Source organism: Sphingopyxis sp. 550B (assembly GCF_057401805.1).
Genome location: NZ_CM171610.1, coordinates 137,296 through 158,348 on the forward strand (window position 1 = coordinate 137,296; position 21,053 = coordinate 158,348).

At 68.2% G+C, this 21,053-nt stretch carries 27 protein-coding genes; 13 read left to right on the forward strand and 14 right to left on the reverse strand.

Annotated elements, in window-relative coordinates; all coding sequences use genetic code 11:
* Positions 1 to 263: 263 nt before the first annotated feature.
* Positions 264 to 746, forward strand: coding sequence for a hypothetical protein (locus AC2S9W_RS00630; RefSeq protein WP_286750266.1), 483 nt, complete (start codon positions 264 to 266; stop codon positions 744 to 746).
* Positions 747 to 976: 230 nt separating this feature from the next.
* On the opposite strand, the gene AC2S9W_RS00635 is transcribed toward AC2S9W_RS00630, so the two are convergent.
* The 5 genes from AC2S9W_RS00635 to mnmA all read right to left on the reverse strand — a co-directional run bounded on the left by AC2S9W_RS00635 (position 977) and on the right by mnmA (position 4,352).
* A complete protein-coding gene (locus tag AC2S9W_RS00635; protein ID WP_067106114.1) occupies positions 977 to 1,210 on the reverse strand; it encodes a DUF2171 domain-containing protein in 234 nt (77 codons plus the stop codon).
* Between the two features lie 141 nt (positions 1,211 to 1,351).
* Complete coding sequence (locus AC2S9W_RS00640) at positions 1,352 to 1,480, reverse strand: hypothetical protein (protein ID WP_276516798.1); 129 nt, start codon at positions 1,478 to 1,480, stop codon at positions 1,352 to 1,354.
* A gap of 245 nt (positions 1,481 to 1,725) precedes the next feature.
* Positions 1,726 to 2,421: a DsbA family oxidoreductase gene (locus AC2S9W_RS00645; RefSeq protein WP_286750267.1), complete on the reverse strand. Its 696-nt coding sequence runs from the start codon at positions 2,419 to 2,421 to the stop codon at positions 1,726 to 1,728.
* 285 nt (positions 2,422 to 2,706) lie between these two features.
* The gene (locus tag AC2S9W_RS00650) at positions 2,707 to 3,126 is read right to left on the reverse strand and encodes a hypothetical protein (RefSeq protein ID WP_286750268.1); all 420 of its coding nucleotides are present in this window, start codon (positions 3,124 to 3,126) and stop codon (positions 2,707 to 2,709) included.
* Positions 3,127 to 3,218: 92 nt separating this feature from the next.
* Positions 3,219 to 4,352: a tRNA 2-thiouridine(34) synthase MnmA gene (gene mnmA / locus AC2S9W_RS00655; RefSeq protein WP_286750269.1), complete on the reverse strand. Its 1,134-nt coding sequence runs from the start codon at positions 4,350 to 4,352 to the stop codon at positions 3,219 to 3,221.
* A gap of 144 nt (positions 4,353 to 4,496) precedes the next feature.
* Between mnmA and AC2S9W_RS00660 the strand changes: the two genes are divergently transcribed.
* From AC2S9W_RS00660 to AC2S9W_RS00670, 3 genes are all read left to right on the forward strand, one after another.
* Positions 4,497 to 4,880, forward strand: a complete 384-nt coding sequence (locus AC2S9W_RS00660) for a hypothetical protein (RefSeq protein WP_067106108.1) — start codon at positions 4,497 to 4,499, stop codon at positions 4,878 to 4,880.
* A gap of 2 nt (positions 4,881 to 4,882) precedes the next feature.
* Positions 4,883 to 5,182 (forward strand): CtrA inhibitor SciP, encoded by a 300-nt coding sequence (gene sciP, locus AC2S9W_RS00665; RefSeq protein WP_067106105.1) that lies wholly within the window; start codon positions 4,883 to 4,885, stop codon positions 5,180 to 5,182.
* 180 nt (positions 5,183 to 5,362) lie between these two features.
* Complete coding sequence (locus tag AC2S9W_RS00670) at positions 5,363 to 5,638, forward strand: hypothetical protein (RefSeq protein ID WP_067106103.1); 276 nt, start codon at positions 5,363 to 5,365, stop codon at positions 5,636 to 5,638.
* 102 nt (positions 5,639 to 5,740) lie between these two features.
* On the opposite strand, the gene AC2S9W_RS00675 is transcribed toward AC2S9W_RS00670, so the two are convergent.
* Genes AC2S9W_RS00675 through AC2S9W_RS00685 form a run of 3 tightly spaced genes read right to left on the reverse strand, consistent with a single transcriptional unit; the run spans position 5,741 to position 9,128 of the window.
* Entirely contained in the window at positions 5,741 to 6,748 is a 1,008-nt protein-coding gene (locus tag AC2S9W_RS00675) for an isoaspartyl peptidase/L-asparaginase family protein (protein WP_486571493.1), read from the reverse strand.
* A 47-nt stretch (positions 6,749 to 6,795) separates the two neighbouring features.
* Positions 6,796 to 7,932, reverse strand: coding sequence for an NAD(P)/FAD-dependent oxidoreductase (locus AC2S9W_RS00680; protein ID WP_486571494.1), 1,137 nt, complete (start codon positions 7,930 to 7,932; stop codon positions 6,796 to 6,798).
* Positions 7,929 to 9,128 carry a DmpA family aminopeptidase gene (locus AC2S9W_RS00685; RefSeq protein ID WP_486572050.1) on the reverse strand — a complete coding sequence of 400 codons (1,200 nt, stop codon included), beginning with the start codon at positions 9,126 to 9,128 and terminating at the stop codon, positions 7,929 to 7,931. Before AC2S9W_RS00685 ends, AC2S9W_RS00680 begins: the two co-directional genes overlap by 4 nt.
* A 200-nt stretch (positions 9,129 to 9,328) precedes the next feature.
* Here AC2S9W_RS00685 and AC2S9W_RS00690 point away from each other — a divergent pair, with 200 nt between their 5' ends.
* The gene (locus tag AC2S9W_RS00690) at positions 9,329 to 10,453 is read left to right on the forward strand and encodes a GNAT family N-acetyltransferase (RefSeq protein ID WP_237233563.1); all 1,125 of its coding nucleotides are present in this window, start codon (positions 9,329 to 9,331) and stop codon (positions 10,451 to 10,453) included.
* Complete coding sequence (locus AC2S9W_RS00695; protein ID WP_067186068.1) at positions 10,450 to 11,322, forward strand: proline dehydrogenase family protein; 873 nt, start codon at positions 10,450 to 10,452, stop codon at positions 11,320 to 11,322. The genes AC2S9W_RS00690 and AC2S9W_RS00695 overlap by 4 nt, the downstream gene beginning before the upstream one ends.
* A 72-nt stretch (positions 11,323 to 11,394) precedes the next feature.
* On the opposite strand, the gene AC2S9W_RS00700 is transcribed toward AC2S9W_RS00695, so the two are convergent.
* Complete coding sequence (locus AC2S9W_RS00700; RefSeq protein ID WP_067106095.1) at positions 11,395 to 11,733, reverse strand: hypothetical protein; 339 nt, start codon at positions 11,731 to 11,733, stop codon at positions 11,395 to 11,397.
* A gap of 82 nt (positions 11,734 to 11,815) precedes the next feature.
* Here AC2S9W_RS00700 and AC2S9W_RS00705 point away from each other — a divergent pair, with 82 nt between their 5' ends.
* Entirely contained in the window at positions 11,816 to 12,742 is a 927-nt protein-coding gene (locus AC2S9W_RS00705; protein WP_067186070.1) for a LysR family transcriptional regulator, read from the forward strand.
* A gap of 127 nt (positions 12,743 to 12,869) precedes the next feature.
* Positions 12,870 to 13,637 carry a sulfite exporter TauE/SafE family protein gene (locus AC2S9W_RS00710; protein ID WP_212598465.1) on the forward strand — a complete coding sequence of 256 codons (768 nt, stop codon included), beginning with the start codon at positions 12,870 to 12,872 and terminating at the stop codon, positions 13,635 to 13,637.
* Between the two features lie 20 nt (positions 13,638 to 13,657).
* Here AC2S9W_RS00710 and AC2S9W_RS00715 read toward each other — a convergent pair whose 3' ends face one another.
* Complete coding sequence (locus AC2S9W_RS00715) at positions 13,658 to 14,209, reverse strand: hypothetical protein (RefSeq protein ID WP_067186073.1); 552 nt, start codon at positions 14,207 to 14,209, stop codon at positions 13,658 to 13,660.
* Positions 14,210 to 14,406: 197 nt separating this feature from the next.
* Here AC2S9W_RS00715 and AC2S9W_RS00720 point away from each other — a divergent pair, with 197 nt between their 5' ends.
* Positions 14,407 to 15,543 (forward strand): beta-ketoacyl-ACP synthase III, encoded by a 1,137-nt coding sequence (locus AC2S9W_RS00720; protein WP_067186075.1) that lies wholly within the window; start codon positions 14,407 to 14,409, stop codon positions 15,541 to 15,543.
* Here AC2S9W_RS00720 and hisF read toward each other — a convergent pair.
* From hisF to hisB, 4 genes are all read right to left on the reverse strand, one after another.
* Positions 15,530 to 16,294 carry an imidazole glycerol phosphate synthase subunit HisF gene (gene hisF / locus AC2S9W_RS00725; RefSeq protein ID WP_067106085.1) on the reverse strand — a complete coding sequence of 255 codons (765 nt, stop codon included), beginning with the start codon at positions 16,292 to 16,294 and terminating at the stop codon, positions 15,530 to 15,532. The two genes, AC2S9W_RS00720 and hisF, sit on opposite strands and share 14 nt — an antisense overlap.
* A 118-nt stretch (positions 16,295 to 16,412) precedes the next feature.
* A complete protein-coding gene (gene hisA, locus AC2S9W_RS00730) occupies positions 16,413 to 17,147 on the reverse strand; it encodes a 1-(5-phosphoribosyl)-5-[(5-phosphoribosylamino)methylideneamino]imidazole-4-carboxamide isomerase (protein WP_067106083.1) in 735 nt (244 codons plus the stop codon).
* Positions 17,135 to 17,743 carry an imidazole glycerol phosphate synthase subunit HisH gene (hisH, locus tag AC2S9W_RS00735; protein WP_067186077.1) on the reverse strand — a complete coding sequence of 203 codons (609 nt, stop codon included), beginning with the start codon at positions 17,741 to 17,743 and terminating at the stop codon, positions 17,135 to 17,137. Before hisH ends, hisA begins: the two co-directional genes overlap by 13 nt.
* Before the next feature lie 9 nt (positions 17,744 to 17,752).
* Positions 17,753 to 18,340, reverse strand: coding sequence for an imidazoleglycerol-phosphate dehydratase HisB (gene hisB / locus AC2S9W_RS00740; RefSeq protein WP_067106177.1), 588 nt, complete (start codon positions 18,338 to 18,340; stop codon positions 17,753 to 17,755).
* A gap of 97 nt (positions 18,341 to 18,437) precedes the next feature.
* On the opposite strand from hisB, the gene AC2S9W_RS00745 reads away from it, so the two are divergent.
* From AC2S9W_RS00745 to AC2S9W_RS00760, 4 genes are read left to right on the forward strand one after another with little or no spacing between them, the layout of a single operon-like run.
* The gene (locus AC2S9W_RS00745; RefSeq protein ID WP_067106079.1) at positions 18,438 to 18,920 is read left to right on the forward strand and encodes an SspB family protein; all 483 of its coding nucleotides are present in this window, start codon (positions 18,438 to 18,440) and stop codon (positions 18,918 to 18,920) included.
* Positions 18,921 to 18,924: 4 nt separating this feature from the next.
* Positions 18,925 to 19,236, forward strand: a complete 312-nt coding sequence (locus tag AC2S9W_RS00750; RefSeq protein WP_067106077.1) for a hypothetical protein — start codon at positions 18,925 to 18,927, stop codon at positions 19,234 to 19,236.
* Positions 19,233 to 20,648: a class II fumarate hydratase gene (fumC, locus tag AC2S9W_RS00755; RefSeq protein ID WP_067186079.1), complete on the forward strand. Its 1,416-nt coding sequence runs from the start codon at positions 19,233 to 19,235 to the stop codon at positions 20,646 to 20,648. The genes AC2S9W_RS00750 and fumC overlap by 4 nt, the downstream gene beginning before the upstream one ends.
* Positions 20,649 to 20,670: 22 nt before the next feature.
* Positions 20,671 to 21,036: a hypothetical protein gene (locus AC2S9W_RS00760; RefSeq protein WP_067106073.1), complete on the forward strand. Its 366-nt coding sequence runs from the start codon at positions 20,671 to 20,673 to the stop codon at positions 21,034 to 21,036.
* Positions 21,037 to 21,053: the final 17 nt, after the last annotated feature.

Consider the following 21,053-nt stretch of genomic DNA (forward strand, 5'->3'; position numbering starts at 1 on the left):
CTGCAAGAGCGAATCGGAAAGCCGATGGTCTGCGACGACCATTCCGCTACCGCCGGCCGCGTTCGTCGCAACCTCGCGGCGTCTCGGCGCTTTTCGCCATCCTTCCAGATTCAGCATAAGCGTGTGTAAGAAATAGGTAATTTCTAACGGCAGCATCTGATCAGACAGTCGGCGCGACTTGGCGCCATGCAACAGCGCCGCCGATCCTTCGTTTTACCCGCATCCGTCCCTTCGCGGACTCCCATACCCGATGGAGAATGATGATGCGCAAGACGATGATGATATTCGCCGCGGGCACCGCGCTGCTTGCGGTTCCCGCATTCGCCCAGCTCGACGTCGGCGGTGCCGTTGGCGGCACGCTCGGCGCGCAGGTCGATCCGGGCGCGACGGTCGGCAATACGGTCGATCGGGTGACGCAGCCGGTCGGCGACACGGTCGACCGCGTCGACGGCACGGTGAACAGAACCGCCGATGCGACCAAGCTGACCCTCGCGACGCGCGAGGAGGTACGCGCCGGCGTTCAGGTCACCGACACCAAGGGCAAGAGCATCGGCACGGTGCAAAGCATCGATGGCGACAATGCGGTGGTGGTCGACGGCGGCAAGCTTTACAACGTGCCGCTTTCCTCGCTCTACCGGCAGGCTGACGGCGCGGCGGGTACGCTGGTGACCAAGCTGCCGAAGGCCGGCCTCGAGGCGCGCGGCAGCGCCGAGGGCGAGACGAACGCCGACGCAACGACGCGCTGAAGTCAGTCAAAAAGCTCCGGCCGCCGCGATCCGCGTGGCGACCGGGCGAGTATCGAACGGAGCCGGTCCGCGTGTCCGGCTCCGTTTTTCGATGCGCAACCGATTGCCCGCGCGGGAAGGGGCTAACCTCGGCTTTCGCCAAAAAGGAAATGGCCCGCCCCGGGGCGTCGGGACGGGCCAGTTTCGGTGCCGGGGTGCCGGATTGCTCCCCCGGCCCTCTGGTTATCCGATCATTCCTCGAACAGGTCGACCGCGTTCGCGGCGTTCGCCGACAGGCGAACCGTGTCGCCATCGACCGAAGCGACAAGACCAGCAGGCAGATAATGATGCCGGCCGTCGCCGCTGTCGGCGCGGGTCAGCTTGATCCGCTCGCCGTCGAGATGATCGACAGTGCCGATATGGACGCCGTCGGCGCCGATGACATGCATATGTTCCTTGATCGCGCTATGGTCGTGATCGGCCATGGTCTGTCTCCTTGCCGCGCCGCCGTCCGTTCCGCGGCGACGATGGAGGTGATACGCGCAAGGCCCGCTTCGGCTCCGCGCGCTCCGACGAACCGCCCGAAAGCTGCGGTCGCGCAGCGTCTCGCGACAGGATGGGGTCTGTCAGGGCGCGCCGCGCGGTTCGTCGTCTTCGATGCCGCCCGGCCCCAGTTCGGCCTCTTCGTCATCGTCGCTGCGCTCGCCGCGATAGGCGTCCATGTCGATCCGGCCCGATCGCTCCATCTGGCGCATATGGTCGATCAGGTCCTCGGCATCGTCGCGTTCGTCGCGCGCGCGCCTTCGTCTTCCGGCTGTCTTCGAGCGGGCGAGCGCGGCGCGCGGCCTCGGCGACGGTCTGGGCCTGCGCCTCCTCGTCCTGCTGTTCGCGGTTCCGCGCCTCGGGCGCTTCATTCTTGTCGTTGCGGGGTTCGTCGACCATGACCGGCTCCATCGCTGGGGGATGACCGGGAAACGCCCGAGGCGCCGCGGCCGTTCCGTCAGGCAGCGGCGGTCAGCAGCTTGTTCTCGATGATGCGGACGAAGACCTCGGGATCCTGCGCACCGGGAATCAGCATACGTCCGCCGAGGATGAAGGCCGGCACGCCGGTGATATTGTTATCGGCCCAATACGCCTCTTCGGCGCGGACCTCCTCGGCATAGGCATCGCCCGCGAGGATCGTGGCGGCGCGCGCGGGATCAAGGCCCGCCGATGCCGCGACATCGGCCAGCACCTGCGGATCGCCGACGTCGCGCTTGTCGGTGAAATGGGCGCGAAAAAGCGCGAGCTTCAGCGCGGTCTGGACCCCGGTCGCCGTCCCCGCCGGTTCGGCCGCTTCGCATCCAGCCGCCCAGGCGAGCAGCCGGTGGGCGTCGAAGCTGTTGCGCATGCGGAACGCGAGCCCGCGGTTGAAGACGAAGCCCAGGTCGGCGGCCGCGCCAGCGAGCCTTTCGCTGTTCGCGCGGCTCTGTTCGGCGCTGATCCCATATTTGCGCATCACGTGGCTCGCCGCGTCCTCGCCCTCGGGCGGCATGTCGGGGTTGAGCTCGAACGGGTGCCAGCGGACGCGAAAGGTCAGCCGCCCCGCGAAATGCGCCATCGCCTGTTCGAAACGGAGCCAGCCGATGATGCACCAGGGGCACATCACGTCGGATACGATGTCGACGTCGAGGCGCGGGGTCGCCGTGTCGGTCACGATTGTCCTCCTGCGCACCGCCGTGCGTGTTGACCGGATTCAGGAAGGCGAACGGCGATCCTTGCCCGAACGGCGATCGTCACCGCTGCGTCGCTCCGGCCCTTTGTAATTCGGGTCGTCCGCTACCCTCCGGTCACCCGAGCGCCGATCCGCCCGGTCCCTCTTGTCCTGATCTCGCGACATGGTCTTCCTTTCCCACGCGAAAAGGGAAAAGCTGCTGCGACCCGCGAAACATTATTCACATTATCGGCGAAAAGACAATCGGCGGAGTATCGAAGGCCCGGTTCAGCCGCCCTCCGGCATGGCGCTGCCCGCCGTCAGGGCGGAGCGCGACAGGGTCCACCAGGCCCCGATCATCAGAGCGGTGGACAGCGCTTCGATGATCATCGCCTGGACGATGCCGCCATTGACCACATCGCCGCTCGCGGCGCCGATCAGGCGGCCGAGAAGCGCGGTGCCATAGAGCGCCGCGGGGACCAGCAGCGCGCGAAGCCAGCCGGGCACGAGCGCCCCGACCGCCGCCCCGCCGGCCGCGACCAGGAAAAAGGCCGACATGTCGGCACGCACCGTATTCGCGGCGGCGCCATCGATACCGATGCCGAACTGTTCGACATAGGTGGCGGGATCGAGCACGCCCCGCACGCCCAATATGGCGAACAGCAGCGCCCAGAGCAGGACGGCGCCGCGCAATACCCAGTTGATCATCGCTCTTCTCCCTTGCTGGCCGCAGGCTGCGGCATCGCCGGGAAAAGTGCAATCCCATCCTTGCGCGCCGCGAGGGCGCGCCGCGCTTCGGATCAGGCGGCGTCGGCCGCGAAGCTTTGCTCGATCCACCCGCCGCCGAGCACCCGGCTCGCATCGCCGGCGTCATAGAGCACCGCCGCCTGCCCCGGCGCGACGCCATATTCGGGCGCCGCGAACAGCAACCGGTCGCCCACCATGCGCGCCGGCACCGGCTTCGCCATGCTGCGAACCTTCGCCAGCACATCGCGCCCTTCGACATCGGCGAGCCAGTTCGCCTCGCCGAGCCGCGCGCCCGATACCGCGAGCGCCCGCCGCGGGCCGACGACGACGCGCTTCGTCTCCGCCTCCAGCCGCACGACATAAAGCGGCTCGGCCTGCCCGCCGATGTCGATCCCGCGGCGCTGGCCGACCGTGTAGTGGATCAGGCCCTTGTGCGCGCCGAGCAGGGTGCCGTCGACATGGACGATCTCTCCCCGGTCGTCGGCTTCGGGCCGCAGCTTGCGCACGAGTCCCGCATAGTCGCCGTCGGGGACGAAGCAGATGTCCTGGCTGTCGGGCTTGGCCGCGACGCCGAGGCCGAGCTCGCGCGCGATCTCGCGCACCGCGCTCTTTTCGAGCCCGCCGAGCGGGAAGCGCAGGAAATCGAGCTGCTCCTGCGTCGTCGCGAACAGGAAATAGCTCTGGTCGCGCGCCGGATCGAGCGCGCGGTGCAGTTCCGCGCCGGCAGGGCCCATCACGCGGCGCACATAATGGCCGGTCGCCAGACAATCGGCGCCCAGATCGCGCGCGAGTTGGAACAGGTCGGTGAACTTGACCCCCATGTTACAGCGCACGCAGGGAATCGGGGTGCGCCCGGCGAGATATTCGTCGGCGAACTGGTCGATCACGGTGTCGCGAAAGCGGCTTTCATGGTCGTGGACATGATGCGCGAAACCCAGCCGGTCGGCGACGGCGCGCGCGTCGCGGATGTCCTGGCCCGCGCAGCAGGCACCGACGCGCTTCGCCTTCGCGCCATGCTCGTAAAGCTGGAGCGTCACCCCGATTACCTCGGCGCCCGAGCGCGCGGCGAGCGCCGCGACCACGCTCGAATCGACGCCGCCCGACATGGCGACGACGATTCGCCGGGCCTTCAGCGGTTCGGCGAGCTGGAAATCGCCGAGTCGGTCGGGGGTGAGCAGCGCTGCCATGATGGCCGCCATCTAGGGACGATAGCGGCGAGATGCCAGTATTTCCGGGACGTCTGTCAAAATATTGACGGAGATTAAGCTTCGCTAACAAGCTCTGAAATGAGCATTTACGCGGCCTTAGGCGGTTGCCGCTAGACGGGTGGCATGAACCTTGTGCCGTCCGATCTTCCGCCCTTCGCCGGTGCGGCCCGCCTGTCGAAGCCCGGCTTCGACATATTGCTGGCGGTGTCGAGCGCGCGGCAGGCGGCGTTGCCGACGGTGCGGATGATGCGCGAGCGCACACACGGCGAAGCGCATGCGGTGCGGGTGGGCGCCGTCCGCGACCTGTTGGGGGGCAGGCGCGGCGACATGCAGGACGCGGCGGCACGGCCCGCGCGCTTCTTCGACCTGTCGCCCGAAACGCAGGATTTGACCGAAACCGTGAACGGTCCGTTTACCAGAGGGTTTCAGCCGATGTTGAGCCCCGCCTTTCTAGACCGGCGAATGTCGGTTGAACCGATCCCCCCCGTTGCAGACATTATGGAATGAGCATGATCGAGAATCAGAAAATCCGCCCGGCCCAGGTCATCGGCCCCCTCGGGGAACCGCTGACGCTGGACACGCTGCCGCCGCCGAACACCACGCGCTGGGTCGTCCGACGCAAGGCAGAGGTCGTCGCCGCGGTCAATGGCGGGCTGCTGACGGTCGACGAAGCGTGCGAGCGCTATAGCCTGAGCCTCGAGGAATTCGCCAGCTGGCAGCGCTCGATCGACCGCAGCGGCATGGCCGGCCTGCGCGTCACGCGCATCCAGCACTACCGCGACCTCTACGAGCGCCAGCAACGCTTCTGACCGCGAGCATCGCTGGACGAAAGGGGGCGCCTTCGGGCGCCTTCTTTTTGCCCCGCACCCCGCCCCAGCGGCGGCGGGATCAAGAAAGAATCGCCTTGCTTCCGATATTTGACGATTTTCCTGCAACCGATGCGTTCATCCCGCGTTAAGCCCCCGAGTCAAACTTGGAGAGAACTCGATATGCGCAAGATTGTGATCACCCTCGCCGCCGCGTCGGCCCTCGCGCTGGGCGCTTGCCAGAGCCCGCAGGCCGACAAGGTCGAGGATCAGGCCGAAGCCCAGGCGGACGCCATCGACGCCCAGGCCGACGCCATGCCCGAAGGCCCCGCCAAGGAAGCCACCGAGGACAAGGCCGACGCGGTCGAAGCAGCCGGCGAGGCCAAGGCCGACGCGATCGACAACGGAACCGTCGCGCCCCCCCCGGCGACCGTGCCGCCCGTCGACGAGAAGAAATAAGGCGAACGGCTCGCCCAAGGCAAACAAGGGCGCCGGAGGCTTGGCCTCCGGCGCCCTTTGTCATGAACATGACCGCAGCGAAGACCGCCCGGTCGAAGCCGGTCAGTCTTCGTCCTTGTAGATCGCAACCTTGCGCTCGCCGGTGCTGCTCGCCTTGCCGCGATACATGCCCGGCGTGTTGAACGACCAGTCGGCGGTCCCGCCGGGTCCGGTGATGATCACGCCGCCGGTGCCGCCCAGCGCCTCCAGTTCGGCCATGACCGCGTCGGCCGCCTGCTTGGGCGCTTCGCCCTTCATCCGGATGCGCGCGCAGATTTCGTGCGCCGCGCCGACGCGGATGAAATATTCCCCCGCGCCGGTCGCCGACACCGCGCAGGCGCGATCGTCGGCGTAGGTGCCGGCGCCGATCACCGGCGCGTCGCCGATGCGGCCCCAGCGCTTGCCGGTGAGGCCGCCGGTGGAGGTCGCCGCGGCGACATGCCCCTCGACGTCGACGGCGACGGCGCCCACGGTGCCATATTTGCGATCGACGTCATAGGAACCGAGCTGCTTCGCCTTCATCCGTTCGAGCTGCCGGCGGCGCTCGGGCGTCGCGAACCATTCCGGATCGACCTGCTGCAGGCCCTGCTCGACCGCGAAGCCGTCGGCTCCCGCACCGCTCAGGAAGACATGCGGGCTCTTTTCCATCACCGCGCGCGCCAGGCTGACCGGATGGCGCGTTCGCGTCACGCCCGTCACCGCGCCCGCCGCCCGGGTGCGGCCATCCATGATCGCGGCGTCGAGTTCGTTGCGCCCCTCCCAGGTGAAGACCGCGCCGCGGCCCGCGTTGAAATGCGGATCGTCCTCGAGCACCTTTATCGCCGCCTCGACCGCATCGAGCGAACTGCCCTTGGCCGCGAGCACCGCACTTCCCGCATCGATTGCCCGATCGAGCGCAGCGCGAATCTCCTTGTCCTGTTCGGGCGTCAGGCGATCGCGTTCGATCGTGCCGGCACCGCCGTGGATCACGATGGTCCAGCCCGGCGGGGCCGAGACCTGCGATGGCGACTGAGCCCCGGCGGCCGGCGCGGCGACGAGGGAAAGAGCGCCGAAGAGAGACAGAAAACGCATGCGGGACTCCCCTGTTGCGGTGGACGATCTTCGGACCGGGCGCGCCGTCAGGCAAACAGCCGGTCGGGACGGATATGATGCGGCTCGACGCCATGCTCCGAAAGCAGCCCCGGCCACGGCAGGCCGAACAGCAGCGCCTCCGCCGCCATCGCCATCGCCGGCGACGTCTGGAGACCGTAGCCGCCCTGCCCCGCCAGCCAGAAGAAGCCGGGTGCGTCGGGGGCGAAACCCGCCGTCGGCACCTTGTCGGCGACGAAACTGCGAAGTCCGGCCCATTTGAGCGCGATCCGGCCCACCGACAGCGTCGTCGCCTCTTCGATGCGCCAGGCGGCGAGCGCCATCTCATAATCTTCGGGCTGGACGTCGCACGGCGGCGACGGCGTGACGTCCATCGGCGACACGAGCAGGCGCCCGGCGTCGGGCAACATGTAGAAGCCGTCGTCCTGAACCGTCTTGAGGAAAGGCCAGTCCGCGATCGGGATGCCTTCAGGCGGGTCGAACCCGATGATCGTGCGCCGCAGCGGCGTCAGGCCGAGCGGCCGGACCCCCGCGAGCACCGCGAGTTCGTCGGCCCAGGCGCCCGCCGCATTGACCACCGTCTTCGCGGCATAGCTTCCTTCGGCGGTGTCGACGATCCACTCGGTGCCGTCGTGCGCGATCCCCGTCACGCCGGCGTTGAAGCGGATCTCACTCCCCGCCGCGCGTAGCGCGCGCGCATTGGCCTGGAGCAGCAGGTCGGCGTCAAGCTTTCGCCCGCCGGTATCGAGGACACCCGCCACCGCGCCCTCGCCTCCGACCTTCAGGACCGGCACGATCGCCTGCATCTCGTCCGGGCCGACCCGGGCGATGCTGTCCGTGAAGCGGCGCATCTCCGTTTCGAGCGCGACCAGCTCATCCATGTGCTGCGGCGTGGCGATGAACAGCGCCGCCTTTTCCTGCCACAGCGGCACGTCCGAATAGCCGGGCGGCGGATCGGCGAAGAAGAAGCGGCTGGCCGCGGTCAGGCCGCGCACCACATCGTCGCCGATCCCGAAATGATAGAAGGTCGCGCTGCGTCCCGACGAATGATAGCCGAGCGCGCTTTCCCGCTCGAGCAGCACGGTCGGCGCATGCCTTGCGAACAGCGCGGCGGCGGATACGCCCGCGACCCCGCCCCCGATCACCACGATCTCGACGCGCTTCAACGGCTGCTCCTTTTCGTTTCATGCGGGTTGTTCGTCGGCGGGCGGTGGCGCGCGACCAGCGCCCTGACCGCCGCGATGTCGAGCGCCTCGCCGCGCGCCGCCGGCGCCTCCGCGGTTGCCTGCCGCTCGATCGTCGTCGCCATCAGCAGCGAATTGTAGATCGCCTCTTCGGCGGCTTCGGCAGCGGCGACGAACAGCGGCGAGACGGCATCGTTGGACAATTCGGGATAGGCCGCGACCCGGGCGCGGCGCGCGGGCGTACGGCGCACCTCGGCGGCGGTCGAGAAGGCGATGGCATAATCGCCCGAGCCGTTGGAAAAGGCCGATCCGGTTCGCGCCAGCCCGGCGATCGCGCGATGCGCGAGACGGGTCAGGTTGCGGTCGCCGAGCGGCGCGTCGGTCGCGACGACCAGGATGATCGAGCCGTCCGCCGCCGTCCGCTCGCCATGGTCCTTCAGATAATAGCGCCCCAGCGCCCGGCCGACCGGCAGGCCGTCCATGACCAGCGTGCCGCCATAGTTGGTCTGGACGAGGACGCCGACGCGATAGCCGCCCAGCGCCGGCGGCAGGACCCGCGAGCTCGTTCCGATCCCGCCCTTCCAGCCGAACGCCATGGTACCGGTGCCCGCGCCGACGCTGCCTTCGGCGACCGGCCCCGACCGCGCGCCTTCGATCGCCGCGACGACGTCGGCGCGGGTGATCGCCCGCTTGCGGATAGCGTTGAGATGGCCGTCGTTGGTTTCGCCCGCCACGGCGTTGACCGACCGCACCGATTCATTCCCCGGCTGGCGCAGCGTCCAGTCGACGATGCCGTCGATCGCCTGCGCGACGTTCAGCGTGTTGGTGAGGACGATCGGCGTCTCGACCTCCCCCAGTTCGGCGACCTGCGTCGTGCCCGCGAATTTCCCGAAGCCGTTCGCGACGACGACGCCCGCCGGCACCTTGTCCTGAAACAGATTGCCACCGTGCGGCAGGATGGCGGTCACGCCCGTGCGGACGTCGGCGCCCTCGATCCGTGTCACCTGTCCGACGCGAATGTCGCCTACGTCGGTAATGGCATTGAGCGGCCCCGGCGCGAACAGGCCGGGCGCGATGCCTATGTCGCGCGCCCGAACGCGCTCCGCGGCCGCGGGAGCCGGCTTTTCCGCGTCATGCGCCCACGATCGACCCAGATCCCCGAAGGCTGCGCAAAGCAGCCCAAGACCGACGAAAGCGGAAAGGCTGCGGGAAACGGAAGATGGACGCAAGGATCGGCTCCGCGGCGGGACAGGAAATTCTGCCTATACGTCCGCGGTCCCATTGGCAAAAGGGATTGCGGACCGCTGGTCCCTCGGCGCGGAGGATCGCAGAGATTTATTAGCTTTTCGGTCGTATCCGCGCGGAAGGGGGGCATCGCTTGCGACACGCGCGTTTCGACAGGATGGGAAGCGGAAATGCGCGCCCCGCGCGGCTCCGGCCGGCGCGCGCGATCGACCTCGTCCGCGAGATGGATGCGGACCGGCTGGCGGCGGAATGGGAACGGCTCGAACCCCGCGGAAACTGGCCGACGCAGACGCGCGATTTCGCTGCGGCGCTCGCTCCGCTCCTGTCCCGCCAGCATCAAAAGCTGCTGGGTGTCCGCAGCGGCATCGCGATCACCGCGCTGCTGCCGCTGTGCCGGGACCGGCGCTATTTCGCCCGCTGGCGGATGGCCGGCGCTATCGAATTGTTCGAGCCCGGCGACCTGCTCTGTGCCGACCCGACGGCGGCCGATCCGATCGCCGCCGCGATCCGTGAGGTGCACCATCCGCTATCGCTCGACCGCATTTCCCGGGACTCGCCCCTCGTACCCGCGCTACGGCGGGCGATGCGGGGCCGCGGCTGGGTATCGGTCCGCCCCGCCATGCCATGCCCGATGATAGCGCTCGGCGAATCGTGGCGCGATCCCGAAAGCCGGTTCAACGCCGGCCGCCGGTCCGATTTTCGGCGCGCGGCGCGGCGCGCCGAAGCGATCGGCCCCGTGACGTTCGAGACGCTGGCCCCGGGCCCGGCGGACTTCGACGCGCTGTTCGACGAAGCGATCGGTGTCGAGCTGCGAAGCTGGAAGCGCGAGGCCGGCAGCGCGCTGGCGGTCGACCGGCGGCGCGAGACCTTCTTTCGCCGCTTCTTCCGTTCGGCCGCGGCGCGCGGCACCTTTCGGCTTTCATTCATGCGCATCGGCGGGGAGGCGGTGGCGATGCAGCTGGCGCTGCTCTGGGCGGGGCAATACTGGCTGTTCAAGATCGGGCATGACGACCGTTTCGGCAAATGCTCGCCCGGAACCCTGCTGATGCTGCACACGCTGCGCTGGGCGGCCGAGCAGGGGCTCGAAAGCTATGAACTGCTCGGCGAGACCGAGGCGTGGATCACACGTTTCTGGACGCAGGAGCAACGCGATTGCGTCCGCGTGCGAACCTATCCCTTCACCCCGCCCGGCCTTGTCGCGCTGCTTGCCGACGGCCTGTTCTGGCTGCGGCATCGACTGGGTAGAGCCGCGCGGTGAAGGAGTCGGCCGCCTGGCGTTGGCTGCGCGACCAGCGTTACGCGCTGCCGCGCCGCGCGGCACGATGGTTGCGGACGCCCGACCCCGCCGATGCTGCCGCGCTATGCGCGCGGCTGCGGCGGCGGGAGTTCGCGGCGACCGTCGGCTATTTCCAGGACGACGGCGACGACCCGGATACGATCGTCGCCGCCTACCGCGCCGTCGCTGCCCGGCTTATCGGCACCGGCGCCTATCTGTCGATCAAGGCGCCGCCGCTCGGCTTCTGTCCCGCGCACCTGCGCGCGCTCGCCAACGCGGGCGCGGCCGCAGGAATGCCGCTCATGCTCGACGCCCACGGCCCCGCCGACGCCGAGGCGACGATTGCGGCAACCGAGCAGCTGCTCGCCGACTTTCCGGGGACCGGCTGCGTGCTTCCCGCGCGCTGGCGGCGCAGCTCCGCCGATGCCGTACGCCTTCGCGACACGACGGCGCGCATCCGGGTCGTCAAGGGTGAGTGGTCCGATCCCGACGCAGACCCCGCGGATACCGATGCGGCCTATCTGGCGCTGGTGTCGGAACTCGCCGGCCGCACTGCGCCGGTCGCCATCGCGACGCATAAGCCGGCGCTCGCCGCGCAGGCGCTCGACAGGCTGATCGCCGCCGGGACGCCCGTCGAACTCGAACAGCTGCGCGGGCTTCCACGGGCGCGAACGGTCACTATTGCGCGGCAGCGCGGCGTGCCCGTGCGTCTCTATATCCCGTTCGGCCCCGGCTGGTGGCCCTATGCGATCGACAAGGCGCTCGCGCGCCCGTGGCTGCCGCTGTGGATGCTGCGCGACATGCTGGGGCTGCGCGATCCGTCCTCAAGCAAAATGGGGCAGCCCGATTAGGGCCGCCCCAGTTGTGTCCGCCGGGGAGAGGGAGAGGGCGGACCGGAGAATGGTGTCTGGCTTGGGATGATGTCAGCGCGACGCAACCTGGCTGTCGCCCTGCGCTTCGGCCACGCCCGCGATCTTCAGCGCGGTGCGATACTGCTTGGCGGCGGCGCGTTCGTTGCCCGCTTCGCACAGCTTGTTGCCTGCGGCGACGAAGCGCTTCGCGCTGGCCTGCTTGCCGCTCTGGACGGTGTCGGCCGCGCCGCGCGCCTGCTCGGCGAGCGCGGTGCAGCGATAGTCGCCGCTCTGGGGCTGGGCGTGCGCCGGCGCGGTCGAGGCGATCAGGCCGGTGAAGGCAAGCGCCGAAGCCGCGACGATCGCGAAGGCGGAGGGGAAGCGGTTGAAAGAGGAGAGCCGATTGGTCATGGGAGAGATCCTTTCGTTTCGTTGTGCAACTTATTTAGCCGCGCTTGCGCCAATAGATAATCCTCTATAATCTGCAAGTGCTTTGAAGCAGGATTTAACAATCCCTCAGGGGGCGCTCGACGGGATCGAGGCTTTTCTGCGCGTGGCGGAACGGCGAAGCTTCTCCGCCGCCGCCGCGGACCTCGGCGTTTCGCCCTCGGCGATCAGCCAGACGGTGAAGGCGCTGGAAGCGCGGGTGGGCGCTCCGCTTTTCATGCGCACGACGCGCAGCGTCGGCCTGACCCAGGCGGGCGAAATGTTCCTCGAACGCGCCGCGCCGGCCTATGCGGGGCTGACCGACGCCTATGAAGCGGCGCGCAATCTGGGCAACCGGCCGGCGGGACGGCTGCGCATCAACCTGATGCGCGGCGCGGTGCAGCCGCTGTTCGAGCCGATCATCGCCGGCTTCTGCGAAGCCTATCCCGACATCGAGCTGGAGATTTACGCCGACGACGGACTGGCGGACCTCAGCGCCGGCGGCTTCGATGCGGGCGTCCGGATGGGCGAAACGCTCGACGCCGACGTGATCGCAGTGCGCCTCACCGGTCCCTTCCGCTTCGTCGCGGCGGCGGCGCCGGCCTATCTCGACCGCCATGGGCGCCCCGAAACGCCGGAGGATTTGCGCGACCATCGCTGCATCCGCTTTCGCTATGCGACCGGCGGTCTGATGCCATGGACCTTCGAAAGGGGGAATCGCGAATATGAGGTGCCGGTGACGGGGCCGGTGATCGTCAACGACTGGATCGCGGCGATGGTCGCGATGCGCGCGGGGGTGGCGATGGGAATGCTGGCCGAACCCGTTGCAAAGACGATGGTGGCGAGCGGCGAGCTGGAGCTGGTGCTGACCGAACATGCGAGTTCGACGTCGGGGCTGTTCCTCTATTATCCCAGCCGCAAGCAGGTGATGCCGAAGCTGCGTGCCTTCATCGACCATGTGCGCGAATATCTTCCCGATCAGGTGAACGGCTGATGCCGCACCGGGGCCGTCTCGGCTGGGCGCGGAAACCCTTCCCTTCAACGGCAGCAGAAAAACTGTACTGGCATTCGCCGTAGAATCGCGGCAGCACCTTCTCAACGAAAATAGTTGGGATGAAATCATGCTTGAACTTTCGGCGCTCGATCCGTCGGCGCTCCTGCCCTTCATCCTGATCGGCTTCGCCGCGCAGCTCGTCGACGGCGCGCTCGGCATGGCATTCGGGGTCATCTGCAACACGCTGCTCGTCGCGGTGATGGGCGTGCCCCCGGCCACCGCGTCGGCGCGCGTCCATGTCGTCGAGGTGTTCACGACCGGCGTGTCGGGCATCAGCCACCTGATCCACCGCAACATCGAATGGGGGCTATTCTTCCGCCTGCTCGTTCCCGGGATCATCGGCGGCGTGACCGGCGCCTATCTACTGTCGTCGATCGACGGCGCGGTGGTCAAGCCGATCGTCCTGACCTATCTGATCCTGGTCGGCGTCTGGCTGCTCGTCCGCGGCCTCCTGTATCCGCCGAAGATCCGCAAGCCCAAGGTGATCGCGCCGCTCGGTCTCGTCGGCGGCTTCCTCGACGCGGCGGGCGGCGGCGGCTGGGGACCGGTCGTCACCTCGAACCTGCTCGTCCAGGGCGCCGAGCCGCGCAAGGTCGTCGGCACGGTGAACAGCGTCGAATTCTTCCTGACCCTTGCGGTATCGGCCACCTTCATCTGGCACCTCGGCTTCGCCGACATCGCGGGCGCGACGCTCGGCCTGTTGATCGGCGGGGTGATCGCGGCACCGATGGGCGCCTTCATGGCCAAGCGCTTCTCGCCCAAGCTGATGCTGATCCTCGTCGGCGTCGTCCTGACGCTGACCAGCGCCTTCGGCCTGTGGCGAGCGCTGATCTGACCGGCGGCGGGGCGCCGGCGCTAGTTCGCCGGCCGCGTCTCGTCGATCTTGTCGACCCATTCGGGGTAGAAGCTGGGTTCGCGCGCCGACCAGCCCGGCGCGGTGGCCGCCGATTCGCCGATCGACTGGAGCAGCGCCTTGCGCTTGTCGGGATGGAGATGCGGCAACGCCGCCGCGGCGCAGAAGGCACCGGGCAGCCAGGGCCGCGCATGCGCGCCGAGCAACCGTTCGTACAGGAAGCGATAGGCCCGGAAACTCGGCAGGCGATCCTGCCCGAGGTCGAAGGCCGACACCGCGACCAGCGGCGCCATGAAGCCCTCCAGCGCGTCGAGCCCGCTATCCTCCGGAATATGCGCGCGGATCGCGCCGAGCCGCCCATAGACCTTCGCCTGCACGCGGATCGCCGCTTCCTCGACCGGATCGCGCGACCAGCGCGCAACCGCGTCGTCGCGCTCCAGCCCGATGTCGAGCGAGCGGCGGATATAGCGCTGGGTGCCCGGAAGGAAGGCGGCGAATTCCCGAATCTCCGCGAGCGACAGATCGCCGGCTGCCGGTCCTGAACGCGTGGCCATGGTCGTGCTCCCGCTAAGCGCCCGGGGAGCCATCCCCCCGGAGGCCTGCACCGCGCACCATGCCACCCGGATGGTTAGCGGTCGGTTAACCATGATGTCGGCGATCGTTCAGCCTGTTGCGACGGGCGTTGCGCGCCGCGATGCCGCGGCCTAATCAACAGGCTGTCCCCGAACAACAAAAGACACGCAGGTCATCCATGTCGCACCAATCGCAGCCGGTCCTGTCCGCCACCGGCCTCTTCACCCCCGCCGAACGCATCAGCAACGAAGAACTGGTGGCCAGCTTCAACCGATATGTCGCGCTCTACAATCGCGACAAGGCGGCGGCGATCGCGGCGGGCGAAATCCCGGCGCTGACCGAATCGAGCGTCGAGTTCATCGAAAAGGCCAGCGGCATCGGGTCGCGCCACGTCGTCGACAAGGCGGGCATTCTCGACCCCGCGCACATGGCGCCGCGGCTGCGCGAGCGCGGCAACGACGAATTGTCGATCCTCGCGGAGATCGGCGTCGCGGCGGCGAAGGACGCGCTGGCCCGCGCGGGGCGCGACGCCGCCGATGTCGATGCGGTGCTGTGCGCGGCGTCGAACATGCAGCGCCCCTATCCCGCGATGGCAATCGAGATTCAGCAGGCGCTCGGCATCGACGGCTTCGCTTTCGACATGAACGTCGCCTGCTCGTCGGCGACCTTCGGCATCCAGACCGCCGCCGACTATGTCCGTGCGGGCCATGCGAAAAGCGTGCTCGTCGTGAACCCCGAAATCTGTTCGGGGCACCTCAACTGGCGCGATCGCGACAGCCATTTCATCTTCGGCGACGTCGCGACCGCGATCCTGATCGAGGACAAGGGCTTGGCGCCCGCGGGGCACTGGGACATCCTCGGCACGAAGTTGAAGACGGTATTCTCGAACAATATCCGCAACAATTTCGGCTTCCTCAACCGTGCCCACGGCGGCATCGACCAGTCGGGACCGAAAACCGACAAGCTGTTCGTCCAGGAAGGCCGCAAGGTGTTCAAGGAAGTCGTCCCGATGGTCGCGGCGATGATCGTCGACGAAATGGCGAAGCTGGGGCTCGAAGGCGCCGACATGCGGCGGCTGTGGCTGCATCAGGCGAACACCAACATGAACCGGCTGATCGCGCAGCGGGTGCTGGGCCACGAAGCGAGCGACGACGAAAGCCCGACCGTGCTCGACACCTATGGCAATACGTCGAGCGCGGGGTCGATCATCGCCTTTCACCTGCATCACGACGACATGCAGGCGGACGACACCGGCCTCATCTGCTCGTTCGGCGCCGGCTATTCGGCGGGCACGGTGTTCGTCAGAAAGACCTGACCGGCAAGCCCGCCGCCGCCAGCCGCGCATGCGCATCGGCGATCGTCGCCTCGCCGAAGTGGAAGATGCTCGCGGCGAGCACCGCGCTCGCCCCGCCCTCGATCACCCCGGCAACGAGATGGTCGAGGTTGCCGACCCCGCCGCTCGCGATCACCGGCACCGATACCGCATCGGCGATCGCGCGGGTGAGCGCGAGGTCATAGCCGTCCTTCGTGCCGTCGCGGTCCATGCTGGTGACGAGCAGTTCGCCCGCCCCCAGTTCGGCGAGCCGCACCGCATGCGCGACGGCATCGATCCCGGTCGCCCGCCGCCCGCCGTGGGTGAAGATTTCCCATCGCCCCGCCGCGACCTGCCGCGCGTCGATGCTGCCCACCGCGCACTGGCTGCCGAAGCGGTCGGCGATGTCGGCGACCAGTTCGGGGCGCACCACCGCGGCGCTGTTCACCGCGACCTTGTCGGCGCCCGCGAGCAGCAGCGCGCGCGCATCCTCGGCGCTGCGCACCCCACCGCCGACGGTCAGCGGCATGAAGCAGACCTCCGCCGTGCGGGCGACCATGTCGAGCAGGGTGCCGCGCCCCTGATGACTCGCGCTGATGTCGAGGAAGCAAAGTTCGTCGGCGCCCGCAGCGTCGTAAGCGCGCGCAGCCTCAACCGGATCGCCCGCATCGCGCAGGTCGACGAAGTTCACGCCTTTGACGACGCGCCCGTCGGCGACGTCGAGGCAGGGGATGACACGAACGCGGACGGTCATGGAGCCAACCTTCCGTGTTCCCCGGCGAAAGCCGGGGTCCAGAGCGTTACGAAACCGTCGTTGCGCGATAACACCCTGGACCCCGGCTTTCGCCGGGGAACACTGAGAGGCATGGCCTTCATCCCTGCCCCACGGCAATTGCTTCGACCAGATCGAGCCGACCGTCGTAAAGCGCGCGGCCGGTGATGACGCCTTCGATGCCGCTTGCGACATGCGGACGGAGCGCATGGATGTCGCCGATGTCGGCGACTCCGCCCGAAGCGATCACCGGAATCGCGACTGCCTGGGCGAGCGCCACCGTCGCCTCGACATTGCAACCTTTCAGCAGCCCGTCGCGGCCGACGTCAGTAAAGAGCAGCGCCGCGACGCCGGCATCCTCGAACCGCCGCGCAAGGTCTTCGACGCGCACGTCGGACACATCGGCCCAGCCCTCGGTCGCAACCATACCGTCCCTCGCATCGACCCCCACGACGATCCGTCCGGGTAGATCGCGCGCAGCCGATTTGACGAACTCGGGATCTTTCAGCGCGGCGGTGCCGATGATCACGCGCTCGACACCGCGCGCCAGCCAGCGATCGACGCCCGCCCGGTCGCGAATGCCGCCGCCGACCTGCACCTTGCCTGGAAACGCGGCGATGATGCTCTCGACCGCCGCGCCGTTGACGCTTTCCCCTGCGAAAGCGCCGTCGAGGTCGACGACATGCAGCCAGTCCGCGCCCGCCGCGGCGAACAGCCGCGCCTGCGCCGCCGGATCGTCGCCGTAAACTGTCGCGCGCGCCATGTCGCCCTCGGCCAGCCGCACCACCTGTCCGCCCTTCAGGTCGATCGCGGGGAAGATCGTCAGGGCCGCCATGCGAGAAATCTTTCGAGGGTGGCGAGGCCATAGGCCTGGCTCTTTTCGGGGTGAAACTGGACGCCGACGATATTGCCCCGCGCCACGGCGGCGGTGAAGGTCCCGCCATGGCTGCTCGTCGCCGCGACATGCACCGCATCGGCGAAATGATAGCCGTGGAGATAATAGGCCTCGCCCGCCGCGATCACCGGATGCGCCACCGTGGGAACGACATCGTTCCAGCCCATATGCGGAATGCGAAGCCCCGGCGCGGGCGCGAAGGCGCGCACCGTCCCGCCGATCCAGCCGAGACCCTTGTGCGTGCCATGCTCTTCGCCCGCGTCGGCGAGCAATTGCATGCCGACGCAGATGCCGAGGAACGGCACGCCGTCGCCACGCACGCGCCAGCCCATCGCCTCGACCAGCCCGTCGATGGCTGAAAGGCCGTTCATGCACGAAGCGAACGCCCCGACGCCGGGCAGCACGATGCGGTCGGCCTTGGCCACGACATCGGGATCGGCGGTGACGGCGACATTGTCCGCGCCTGCCGCGACGAGCGCATTATGCACCGAGCGAAGATTGCCTGCGCCATAGTCGATCAGGGCAATCACGCTCATGGACGGCTCCTAGAGCACACCCTTGGTCGACGGGATCGCGTCGCCCTTGCGCGGGTCGATCTCGACCGCCTGGCGCAGTGCACGCGCCAGCGCCTTGTACATGCTCTCGGCGATATGGTGGTTGTTCTCGCCATAGAGGGTTTCGATGTGCAGCGTGATCCCGGCGGCCTGCGCGAAGCTGGCGAACCAGTGCGGGAACAGCTCGGTATCCATCTCGCCGAGCCGCGGCTGCGAGAAACCCGAGTTCCAGACGCAGTGCGGCCGCCCCGAAATGTCGAGGATGCAGCGCGTCAGCGTCTCGTCCATCGGCGCATGCGCCTCGCCATAGCGGGCGATGCCGCGCTTGTCGCCGAGCGCCCTGGCCACCGCATCGCCCAGCGCGAGCGCCGAATCCTCTACCGTGTGGTGCTGGTCGATGTGCAGGTCGCCCTTCACCGTCATCGAAATGTCGATCAGCGAATGGCGCGACAGTTGCTCGATCATGTGGTCGAGAAAGCCGATGCCGGTCGATACCGAATAGGTGCCGCTGCCGTCGAGATCGACGGTGATCGCGATATCGGTTTCCCTGGTCGTGCGCTGGACAGAGGCGGTTCGCATGGCCGACGCCATAGCAGCGACTTTTCGCGTTGCAAGGCGACTCTCCGCTCTCGACCCCCCTTGACCATCGCCCGCGCGCCGTTCATCCCCCTCGCCCATGAGTGACGAAGTCCGCGACAGCCTGATTCCCTATGACGAGATCGTGCAGGACGCCCTGCGCGCCGTGGTCGGCCGCGTGCTGTCGCAGATCGTCGGATCGGACAGCCTGCCCGGCGAGCATCATTTCTATATCACCTTCAAGACGCAGGCGCCGGGCGTGTCGATCCCCGCGCATCTGGTCGCCAAGTTCCCCGACGAAATGACGATCGTGCTCCAGAACCGCTTCTGGGACCTGAAGGTCGAATCGGATCATTTCAGCGTCGGCCTGTCGTTCAACCAGACGCCGTCGATGTTGGTGATCCCCTATGCGGCGATCACCGCCTTCGTCGATCCATCGGTCGATTTCGGGCTCCAGTTCCAGGTCAGCGACGAGGATATGGAAGCGCCCGAACCGCATGACGAAGCCCATAACGACCGCCCCGACGTATCGGCCGAGGACGGGTCGAACGTGGTGACCGTGGACTTCGGCAAGAAGAAATAGCGCCGTGGCCGACAACTGGCCGCCATCGCGCTTCTGGCAATATTGGGCCCTTGCGGGCATGGTCGTGCTGACCGCCGCCTTCTGGTGGGGGGTCGAGGGCTATGCCTTGTTCGAGGGGCCCTATCCCCGCGGGCAGATCGCCGACGGGCTGCTGCGCTTCAGCCTGCTGGTGCTGACCCCGGCGCTGGTGCTGGTCTGGATCGTCGCCGCCTGGCTGCGCGCGCGGGTCGGCGAGCGCGGTTTCTGGAAGCTGCTCAGCCTCGTCGCGCTGATCTGGGCCGGGGCGGTGATGGTGACGAGGATATTGATCCTATGAGCGACACGCGGATCGAAAGCGACAGCCTGGGCGAGATCGCGGTGCCCGCCGACGCCTATTGGGGCGCGCAGACGCAGCGGTCGATCGAGAATTTCCCCTTCGGCGCGCGCGAGCGGATGCCGGTCGGGATCGTCCACGCGCTCGCGCTGGTCAAGCAGGCGGCGGCGCGGGTCAACCGCCGCCACGGCCTGTCCGCCGAAAAAGCCGACGCGATCGAGGCCGCTGCCGCCGAAGTCGCCGCCGGCGAGCATGACGACCAGTTCCCGCTCGTCATCTGGCAGACGGGCAGCGGCACCCAGAGCAACATGAACGCCAACGAGGTGATCGCCGGCCGCGCCAACGAGATGCTGACCGGCACGCGCGGCGGCAAGGTGCCGGTGCATCCCAACGACGACGTCAACCGCGGCCAGTCGTCGAACGACAGCTTTCCGACCGCGATGCACGTCGCCGCGACGCTGGCGATGCGCAGCCGCCTGCTGCCGGCGCTCGACGTGCTGATCGAGGCGCTGCGCGCCAAGGCGGAGGCGTGGGACGATATCGTCAAGATCGGCCGCACCCATCTGCAGGATGCGACGCCGCTGACGCTGGGGCAGGAATTTTCGGGCTATCACGCCCAGCTGCTTCTGTGCCGGACGCGCACCGAACCGCTGGTGCAGCATGCCCTGCCGCATCTCGCGCAGGGCGGGACCGCGGTCGGCACCGGGCTGAACGCCCCCGCGGGCTTCGCCGGGGATTTCGCGGCCGAGATGACCGCGATCACCGGCGTCGCCTTCGCAAGCGCTCCGAACAAGTTCGAGGCGCTGGCGAGTCACGACATGCTGGTCGACCTGTCGGGGCGGCTGAACACGCTCGCGGTCGCGCTGACCAAGATCGCCAACGACATCCGTCTGCTCGGTTCCGGCCCGCGCGCCGGGCTGGGCGAGATCGACCTGCCCGCGAATGAGCCCGGCAGCTCGATCATGCCGGGCAAGGTCAACCCGACCCAGTGCGAGATGTTGACGATGGTCGCGGCGCAGGTGATCGGCAATCATCAGGCGGTGACCGTCGGCGGGATGCAGGGGCATCTCGAACTCAATGTCTTCAAGCCGCTGATCGGCGCCAATGTGCTGCGCTCGATCGACCTGCTCGCGACCGGCATGGAAAGCTTCGCGACCCGCTGCGTCGCCGGGATCGAGCCGAACCGCCCGCGAATCGCCGAACTGGTCGAGCGCTCGCTGATGCTCGTCACCGCGCTGGCGCCCGAGATCGGCTATGACAACGCGGCAATGATCGCAAAACACGCGCACAAAACCGGCTCGACCCTGCGCGAGGCGGCGCTGGCGCTGGGTTTCGTCGATGCGGCGACCTTCGACCGGGTCGTCGACCCGCGCCATATGCTCGGTCCGGAACCCGAAGGCCGCGTCGCGGATTGATGGGGGAGGAAGGATCGTGAAGATGATGGGACGGATCGTCGGCGGCGTGCTCGGCAGCGCGATCGGGCGCCGCAAGAATAATCACCCGGTCGCAGGTGCCGTGATCGGCGCCGGGACGTTGTTCGTGGCGCGGCGGATGTTCCCGCAACGCTATGCCGTGCTCGCCGCGACCGCGGCCGCCGCCTACCTCACCAAGAAATGGGCCGACCGCGCCGAACAGCGCCGCGCCGCCGAGGAAGCGCATCGCATCGGCGACCGGCTGGCGCGCGAAGGCGTGGTCGACAGCTATGCCGGTATCGACAGCGCGGCGTCCGACGGCGAACAGCTCGGCGATGCCCTGCCCCCGGCGCTGCCGGTCGAAACGAATGGGCAGCCGTCGGTTCACTAAAACCGCTTCGTTATCGA